5 protein-coding genes are annotated in these 8050 nt (G+C 38.4%); 2 read left to right on the top strand and 3 right to left on the bottom strand.

Annotated features, from left to right (window positions below; translation table 11 throughout):
* Window positions 1–399 precede the first annotated feature (399 nt).
* Window positions 400–3852 carry a cadherin-like beta sandwich domain-containing protein gene (locus AC220I_RS14575; RefSeq protein ID WP_486724583.1) on the top strand — a complete coding sequence of 1151 codons (3453 nt, stop codon included), beginning with the start codon at window positions 400–402 and terminating at the stop codon, window positions 3850–3852.
* A gap of 249 nt (window positions 3853–4101) precedes the next feature.
* Here the strand turns inward: AC220I_RS14575 and AC220I_RS14570 are convergent, their stop codons facing one another.
* Together AC220I_RS14570 and AC220I_RS14565 are read right to left on the bottom strand one after the other, a co-directional pair.
* Window positions 4102–6048 carry an HD-GYP domain-containing protein gene (locus AC220I_RS14570; RefSeq protein ID WP_486724582.1) on the bottom strand — a complete coding sequence of 649 codons (1947 nt, stop codon included), beginning with the start codon at window positions 6046–6048 and terminating at the stop codon, window positions 4102–4104.
* A gap of 198 nt (window positions 6049–6246) precedes the next feature.
* Window positions 6247–6753 carry a 4Fe-4S binding protein gene (locus AC220I_RS14565; RefSeq protein ID WP_486724581.1) on the bottom strand — a complete coding sequence of 169 codons (507 nt, stop codon included), beginning with the start codon at window positions 6751–6753 and terminating at the stop codon, window positions 6247–6249.
* A 129-nt stretch (window positions 6754–6882) separates the two neighbouring features.
* On the opposite strand from AC220I_RS14565, the gene AC220I_RS14560 reads away from it, so the two are divergent.
* A complete protein-coding gene (locus AC220I_RS14560) occupies window positions 6883–7287 on the top strand; it encodes an OsmC family protein (protein WP_486724580.1) in 405 nt (134 codons plus the stop codon).
* A gap of 47 nt (window positions 7288–7334) precedes the next feature.
* Here AC220I_RS14560 and AC220I_RS14555 read toward each other — a convergent pair whose 3' ends face one another.
* Window positions 7335–7856: a DUF2202 domain-containing protein gene (locus AC220I_RS14555; protein ID WP_486724579.1), complete on the bottom strand. Its 522-nt coding sequence runs from the start codon at window positions 7854–7856 to the stop codon at window positions 7335–7337.
* Window positions 7857–8050 lie beyond the last annotated feature (194 nt).

Below are 8050 nucleotides of genomic sequence, written 5' to 3'. Positions count from 1 at the left end.
TTGCAACTGCAAGCGCAACGGCAACTGGCTCAGTGCAGCCCATGGCAGGGGCAACTTCTCTTTGAAGAGTGCTCAGTATTAAATTTTGAATTTCATTCGAAGTAGTTTTCATCATTTCACGCTCCCATAAATTGTGTTCTTCTACCCTTATATAAGAGCAAGGATCGTGCCAAGTTAAAATGGTGAAAGTTGTCTCATAATGAGAATAAACAGGAATAACGGCTTGTAAATGCTATTAATGTCTCAAAAAGAGAAATAATTGTCTCAAAATAAGACTGATAAAATTGGTTCATAAGCCTATAAATACCTGTTTTTTGTTTATGTAATAAGCCTTAGGGTATCTAAAAACAGTGATGCGCAAAATAACAAGAATGACAAGAATGAAAAGGATGTGACACTATGAAGTTGAGGAAAAAAAGAGGATTATCCCTCGTATTGATGTTCGTGCTTATAACGACGGTTATACTTCCGTATAATATGACTTATGCATTGCCTTCAAGCCTACCGGGTGCTAGAAGTGTGACCGTTAATGGCGATGTTTATCTAGGTGGGAACTATGTAGAAATTGGAATTGATAACAATGGTTGGTTTGGTGCGAGTGAAGCTGCTCCCGCGGGTTTTCACCCGGTCAGTAGAACCAATATTGGCATGGTCATGGATGCAGATGGCTTTAATGTCAACAACGCTATGACAAATGGCGATTTCTTTCTACCGGGATCACCGGCAGAGGGTTATGGTATCGGTTATAAGGAGACAGACGGTGGCGTCTCAGTTATCAGAAGAAATGTAAATCCTAGTTTGAATGGCGCTTTTAATCAAAATATGTCCTTGGTAGACTTGTCTTCAGGTGATACGCTTTCTGCATTACATACTGTGGATGATGGCAAATTGAAAGTTCAACAAAAAGTGACCCTAAATAAAGATGATATATTTTTTAAGCTTGAAGTGACACTCACAAACATTACTGCGAGTACACTGTATGATGTGAGGTACTTTAGAGTATTAGATCCCGATCAAGATTTAGATTATAACAGTACATTTAATACTTTGAATAAAGTAGATCAAAATCCACCGACGAGTTCAAAAGCGCTTGTCTATTCAAAGGGCCCAGTCACTGGAACACCTTTCTTCTATGTGGCTTTTGACTCAACGGCACGGGCAAATATAGGTTCTACATCTGACCCATACAATATTGCCATGTACAATCCAGATGGTGATGCAATGCTTACTGCAGAGACAAATCAAGATACATTAATTGGGATGACCTTTGCTAAGGGAAACCTCAATGCTGGAGAATCTGCTCAAATCGTACTTTATTGCAGTCTTGACCCAGATTTAACAGGAAGTTTGACCAATATTGAAAATGATGTTGCATCAGCACCTGAGTTGACGGCATTGAGTTTGAATAATGCTAGTCTTAATCCTGCATTTTCAAGCAGTCAGGAAACCTATGAAGCCATATTACCAGTAGGTACAACTACAACCAATGTAACGCCTGTTGCAACCTCAGGGTCTTCAATTACGGTTAGTGGCGTAAGTGTAACCAGTGGATCAGCTTCAGGTGATATTGCCTTGTCACCTGGGGATAACACAATTCCAATTGTTGTGGTCAATGGTGCTGAAACTAAAAATTATTCAATAAACGCAATTGTCGCTTCGAATCAATTATCAAGCTTGACATTGAACTCAGGCGATTTATCGCCAGCTTTCAATGCTTCAACAGAAAGCTATAGCGTAAATTATCCATCTGGTACTCTGAATACAACGATTACACCTGTTACGGTAACCTCTGGTGCGAGTATTAAGATCAACTCGGTATCATCGCCAAGTGGCACACCATATACGGTGCCTTTGACTACAGGTGCCAACAATATCGCAATTGAAGTGACCGCTGAGGACAGTTCTGTAAAAACCTATACAGTCAATGCAATTGTAGCTGCAGCTGTAATTGATCCTGAACTTACTGGGTTGTCCATCACTAGTGGTACTTTGAGTCCTGTGTTTTCTAGCAGTCAGGTTACCTATGATGTAATCCTGCCAGTGGGAACAACGACAACAAGGGTAACACCGGTGGCGACATCAGGTTCCTCCATAAAGGTAAATAACATCAATGTCAATAGTGGTTCAGCATCTGGCGACATTGCTTTAACGCCAGGTGATAATCAGATTACCGTACTTGTAGACAATGGACTCACAACCAAGCAATATTTAATAAATGCGGTGGTGGCTTCAGATAAACTAGCAGGTTTAACATTGAGTTCAACCACATTATCTCCGGTATTTGATCCAACTACAGAAAACTATACGGCAAGTTTTACAGCCGGAACAGCGACAACTTCTGTAACGGCGACAAGCGCAACAGCAGGTGCTAATATCAAAATAAATGGTGCAAGTGTGACAAGTGGAACAGCACATGCAGTTTCATTGACAAGGGGTGCCAATACCATTACAGTTCAAGTGACTGCTGAGGATAATTCTGTAAAAACCTATTCGGTTCTTGCCACGGTTGAAAGGGAAAAATCAGAGTCAGGTGGTGGCGGTGGTGTTACATCAACAACCCCAACCACACCGACGGATGAAGGCTCCGAAGTCATCGTCAATGGCCAAGTGGCCAAAGCAGGTGAAGAGTCAGCAACTGAGGAAAATGGTAAAAAGGTTTTGACTTTGGTCGTGAACACAGAAACCATAGATACCATGATAGAAGAGGCCTTGGCAAAAATCAATGAAAATCCTAATCCAGCAACAAAACCACAAAACACGGTTAAAATAAAGACGTCACAGGGTACTTCCGACCAGGTGCTGGTAAAATTGACTGGTGATATTGTCAAAAAAATGGATGAAAATCAGTTTGTGATTTCTATAGAAACACCGAAGGCAAATTATTTATTGCCAGCTGAGGAAGTCAATATTCTGGAAGTTGCAAAATTATTTGAATCAGAAAGCAATCTCAGAAATATAGTCATCGACATCAAGGTGAACAATCTAGATGAAAACGCATTGGTAGAAGCAAAAGCGCTTGTTGAAAATAATGGCAGTACAAAGATGCTCATTGCACCATTGGAGTTTAAAATAATCGCTACAGCATCTGATACCGATGAATCTGTAGAATTAAAAACCTTTAAGACCTATGTGGCACGTGAAATTCCTGTGACAGACAATACACTTGGTGACATAACCACAGGTGTCTTGATCTTTAACAACAAGATGTATCATATTCCGACGAGAGTTATCAGTAAAGGTGCAGAAGTGTTTGTTAGTGTAAAATCTTTGACGAACTCAACCTATACGGTGATTTATAATCCAATTACTGTGGAAGCAGTAAGGGGACATTGGTCGGAAGCTCAGGTCAACAATATGGCATCTAGACTTGTTTTAAGAGACTTTGAAAGCTTTAAGCCAGATCAAAAAATAACAAGAGCAGAATTTGCTGATTATATCACAAATGCTCTTGGTCTTATCGAACCTAAGACCAGTGAGAACTTTGGGGATATACAAGCAGATAACATCTATTATCAATCAATACAGGTTGCAAGGGATTATGACTTGTTTTCTGGAGATGAAAAAGGTTATTTTAATCCTGACCAATTGATTACACGTGAGGAGGCTATGGTAGTAAGTGCTAAAGCTCTAGTGCTTGCCGGTATCCAATCGACTACAAATGATGATCATATTAAGTTTGTAGATGCAGATGATATTTCGCCATGGGCTGTAAAGACAGTTGCCTTCTTACAGGATAAAAATGTAATCAAGGGTAATGATAAGAACGAGGTAAAACCAAAAGAAAATTTAACGTGTGCTGAAGCCATATCAATCGTTGAAAACCTTTTAATTTCGGCAGACCTAATCGAGTAAAGGTAAGAGATTGGTCAATAAATCTGATAAAGAGCAATAAAAAGGGATTATCCATTTAATTTGGATAATCCCTTTATGATATATCATTCGTTTTGAGTAAGAAGTTTCAACCTGGGAAATACGGTTAGATGCGGCAAAACAAGGTCAAGGATTATATGCAACAAACTTTGAGCAAAAGCTGTGGTGAGGCACGTTTAGGCTCAAACAGCGTCAGCGGGAATGTCATTTTAAGATGGCTCAAATGTTGTTTTAAAGAAAGCCATGTCTAACTTCGTTGAGCTCATCTAGGCTGGATAGCAAGGCATCCACAATTACAGGATCAAAATGCTTGCCCTTGCCATCTCTGATAATCTTAAGTGTTTCTTCCAGTGTAAAAGGTTCCTTATAAGGTCGTTTTGAAAGTAAGGCATCAAAGACATCTGCTACGGTTACGATTCTTGCGCTAAGCGGGATTTCATCGCCTATTAAGCCATTTGGATACCCTGTGCCATCGTATTTTTCATGGTGGTTCTGCGCAATTTCGATGCCCATTTTAAACAAGCTTCGCCCCTTCTTTTTAATATTTTGCTCTGCCTCAGCAAGGACGTTAGCGCCATATGCTGTATGGGTCTTCATGATTTCGAACTCTTCAAATGTCAATTTGCCTGGTTTAAGCAGGATGCGATCGGGGATGCCGACCTTGCCGATATCGTGCATTGGGCTGAACTTAATAATGTCCGTGACATACTCATTTGTGATGATTGAATTGTATTCAGGTGTGTCTTTTAAGGCTTTTGCGATTATACCCGAATAACGGCTCATTCTCATGAGGTGATCACCGGTATCCTCATCTCTTGCCTCGCTGAGCTTTGCAAGTGCTAAAACACTGGAATAGACCAAATCGTCAACGAAAATATTCTTTTGAAAAGAAAGTGCAATGGAGTTGCTGATAATTTTTAAATACTCAACGTGTTTCTTGTGATAAACATTTTTTCGGTCGCTTGAAAAGAATATAAAGCCTAATGGGATGCCGTTTGCTTCAAGCGGCAAGGTGATTGAAGCTTTTATGCCATGCTCTAAAATTATTTTACTATAAGCCTTTATAGGACGCCCTTCAAAGTATTTATCAATATCATTAATTATCCTAGGTTCCTTTAAAACCATTATCTGTTCAAGGCTGGTTTCGGAAAGTATTACCTCTTGTCCAAGGAGTGCTTCTGAAAGGCCATTGTGCTTGTTTTCTGAAATGCCATATGAAGCTACAACTTTAACAGGTTTGTGATCGTCGATCAATGCAATGCCGATATAAGAGTAAGGTAAAAAATGATTAAATGACTTATAAATATAATTTAGCGTTTCAATAAAGGAATCCTGTGTGTTTATCTTTTCGGTAAGTTCAAGGGTTTCAGAAAAACCAATAAACATGGACTCAACTTCGTCAGCAATCTCCTTACCCTTTATATCGAAGTGTGCGTGATCATGCTCAAGGCCGAGTTTATCAATCTGTTTGTAAAAGACATTTAGGGCTTTAAAGAGGTCTGAATACATTTGGTACATTAAAAAGCTAGTGATGAGGACCACAAGCCCAATTAGAAACAAGGTAATGTTGCGGTAAACATCATATTGGTGAAGCATGTTATGCTCAAATTCGTTTACCATGAGATCTGTATGCATTAAAAGGGATTCATTGTTTTCATTAATGTAGATCAATGCATTTTTAAATTCTACTGTATTGACCTCAAAGGTCGTCACATCGTGAATTGAGGATTCAAATTTAGGCCATAAAAGCTTAATGTTTGAAAGTTCAGATGAAATTTCTTCTAAAACATGAGTCGGTAAATAAACGTTTTCATTTTCTAACTGAACAAAGCCCCTGCTCAAGTTATCATAGACCAGTTTGAATTTAGCGGCATCTGTCTGTAGATTGTATTTTGTGAGCAATAGCTTTTTTTCCAAAACATCGCTTGATTGAATGCTGTTATTAGAGGTTAAGGCATCAGATATGACAGAAATACGACTTGCATTTTTCGAAAGTGCTTGCGTAATCATGCGTTGCTTGCCAAGAATGTTAATGGCCTTTGAATCGTTTTTTAGGGTTTCACCTGAATATAGTGAAATGGAAAAAATGGCGATAAGGCCAATAATGATAATGACTAAGTATATAAGAAAGCGTCTCTTTATGATATTAAATGCTCTTTTGCTAGAATTTTGACTCAATTTTACCTCCCAAACATGTGGCAACATAAAATGTGTTCCATAAGTAAATTTTACCATATTTAATGGTTTCTATTCAAATCATTTACATGTGAACCTCAAATACATTAACAAAAAAGAACGCTAGGGTTTAATCTAGCGTTTAGATGAGGTGGTGGTAAGAAATTCTTACCCTTTTGAGGCAATCCTCAATTAAGAAATTTATCGATCAAACAGACGAGGGTCTGGTTTGATATCAATACTGTTTGTTGGACAGACGCCAACACACTCTAGACATTTTGAACAATTAAAGGCATCTCCTGGCGTGCTTTTATCCGCTTTAAAGAAGCTGAATGATTTGTCTAATTTTGTAATGTAACACGTTTTATCACAAAGGCCGCACGAAGTGCAGGATGTTTTGTCTGTTTGAATCTTAAAGAAGCTGATTTTGTTGAAAAAGCCTTGAATCCAAGAAATGGGACAGCCCACTTTATAGTAATTGTACTTATGCTGGGCAGACTGGTCTGCAGTCATACCTCGAGACATCCACTCCATAATAAGCCCCATGGGACACATCCATTTGCAAAAGGTCTTGCCCATGACGATGCCAAGTAGGCTGGCAATACCAAAAATTACCCAAAGACTGATATTGAAGGTAAATACAGCGGTCATGACGACAAAACCGAAAAAAAGCTGTATCCATTGACGAAGTGGAATTAGTTTAGACATATGAACTCCTTAAATGCACAAAATTATTACCCCCCTACACCCGGGGTTTAAAATAGTATATCATAGGTTGGTAGTAGAAATCAAATACTAAAATATGATATGATATAATAAAAAAGTGAGGGACACGAAATGGATAAAAAAGAAGTTCTTTTAAAGTTTTCAAACGAGTTTGAAGGTGAGCTGATTGCACCACATGGAACGGCTCTCATTGGTGGTGAAGATTCTATGCTTGCACCTTATGATATGTTGCTTGGTGCGCTGGGTTCTTGTTTGTATGCCACATTTTTGGACATTGCAAAAAAGAAGCGAATAGGCTTTGAACGTATAGAGATGTTGGTTTCCGGTGAAAAGAGAACTGAAGTGCCAACGACACTTAAATGGGTGAATGTTAAGTTTACGATTTTTAATGCAGAAAAAGAATTGGGTCTTCAGCAAGCTGCTAAGTTGGCAACAGAATACTGTTCTATTTATCAAACCATCTCTCATGTGGCAGATATGTCATATGATGTCTTGTTTGAACAAACAAAAAAATAGAGTCCTAATTGGATTAAGACTCTAAGATCAAAGGGAAGATTTTAAGCTTATTGGTTTCTTCTGAAACCAGAAGTTCTGGTTAATTGATTGTTGAATGCTCTTAAGTGGTTTTCTGATGCATTTTTTAAAGATTGAAATACGGCTGCAACATCTGATGGTAAATCTTCTTTTAAGAAAGACTCATACATGGCAATGTTGAGGACCTCAGCATCGACACCAGCCTTGTAGGCTTCTGTTAAACTTTCAGGCAATTCGACAATTTGACTGGACTCGTTGACAGGAATCTCAATGCCGTATGTTTTAAAAAGTGGCTCTAGTAAACTGATGTGCGTAGTTTCAGCACGTGCAATGCTTGAAAATGGCCTTATGTTGCCATAAGTGTTCATAATTAAATTGTATTCTGCAAGTGCTGTGTATTCATCTTGTATTGCATAAGTCAACATTTCTTCAAGTGTGGTGTTTTGATCTTCAAGTGCACCTGTAGCACCGTAATTTTCAACATCTGCAAAAGACAAGCTCATCATAGAGACAAGCATAAACATAAGTAATGTAAACAATGATTTTTTCATAATAGGCTCTCCTTACTTTATAAACGTTTGGGTATCTTCTATGAGATTAATATACTGCCTGAATGTGAAGATGGGATGAAGATGATATGTTTTGGTTGAGGAATTCAGAACGGTGAACTTGTGATTGTATTTTGTTTGAAAATGGCGTAAGTTATTTTGATGATGACAATGATATATGATAATGTATAAAAATC

It is taken from the genome of Fusibacter sp., assembly GCF_057447755.1.
The sequence above is the reverse complement of the archived record's forward strand: the minus strand, read 5'-3'. Positions and strand labels throughout refer to the sequence as shown.

Excerpts from the sequence above, each read along its gene's own strand:
- AC220I_RS14575 (WP_486724583.1), top strand. The coding sequence starts at position 400 with ATGAAGTTGAGGAAAAAAAGAGGATTATCCCTCGTATTGATGTTCGTG.
- AC220I_RS14555 (WP_486724579.1), bottom strand. The coding sequence starts at position 7,856 with ATGAAAAAATCATTGTTTACATTACTTATGTTTATGCTTGTCTCTATG.
- AC220I_RS14565 (WP_486724581.1), bottom strand. The coding sequence starts at position 6,753 with ATGTCTAAACTAATTCCACTTCGTCAATGGATACAGCTTTTTTTCGGT.
- AC220I_RS14560 (WP_486724580.1), top strand. The coding sequence starts at position 6,883 with ATGGATAAAAAAGAAGTTCTTTTAAAGTTTTCAAACGAGTTTGAAGGT.